Annotated in this window: 1 tRNA gene and 2 rRNA genes; all 3 read right to left on the bottom strand. The window is 50.3% G+C overall.

Going from position 1 to position 530, the window contains the following annotated elements:
* Nucleotides 1-91: ribosomal RNA gene (locus tag ACOKCT_RS22980) — 23S ribosomal RNA — on the bottom strand; the annotation flags it as partial.
* A 180-nt stretch (nucleotides 92-271) separates the two neighbouring features.
* Nucleotides 272-346, bottom strand: a tRNA-Glu gene (locus ACOKCT_RS22975).
* An 87-nt stretch (nucleotides 347-433) separates the two neighbouring features.
* A 16S ribosomal RNA gene (locus ACOKCT_RS22970) occupies nucleotides 434-530 on the bottom strand; the annotation flags it as partial.

Raw genomic sequence — 530 nt, 5'->3', positions numbered from 1 at the left:
TATCACCTCGCCGGCGCTTTTCGCAGATTAGCACGTCCTTCATCGCCTCTGACTGCCAGGGCATCCACCGTGTACGCTTAGTCGCTTAACCTCACAACCCGAAGCTGTTTCACTTCGCGTTGTGAAAATTTGAGAGACTCGAACACACTTAACGTGTGTCGTTTCAATTTTCAGCTTGATCCAGATTTTTAAAGAGCAAATATCGCAAACATGACTCTGAAGTCAGTTTTGAGATACTGATTGGTTGTGCCTTTCACTCACACCCAGCAAGTGGCGTCCCCTAGGGGATTCGAACCCCTGTTGCCGCCGTGAAAGGGCGGAGTCCTAACCGCTAGACGAAGGGGACACGAGGTGTCACGACTTCGCAGCCGTCTTGCTTTCTACTTTCTATCAGACAATCTGTGTGGNCACTACAAAGGCAGGTTCTTTAAGGTAAGGAGGTGATCCAACCGCAGGTTCCCCTACGGTTACCTTGTTACGACTTCACCCCAGTCATGAATCACAAAGTGGTAAGCGCCCTCCCGAAGGTT

The organism is Leclercia sp. M-A074-M (genome assembly GCF_965195605.1).
In the GTDB taxonomy this organism is placed as follows: domain Bacteria; phylum Pseudomonadota; class Gammaproteobacteria; order Enterobacterales; family Enterobacteriaceae; genus Enterobacter.
This window is presented reverse-complemented; position numbering and strand designations above follow the sequence as displayed.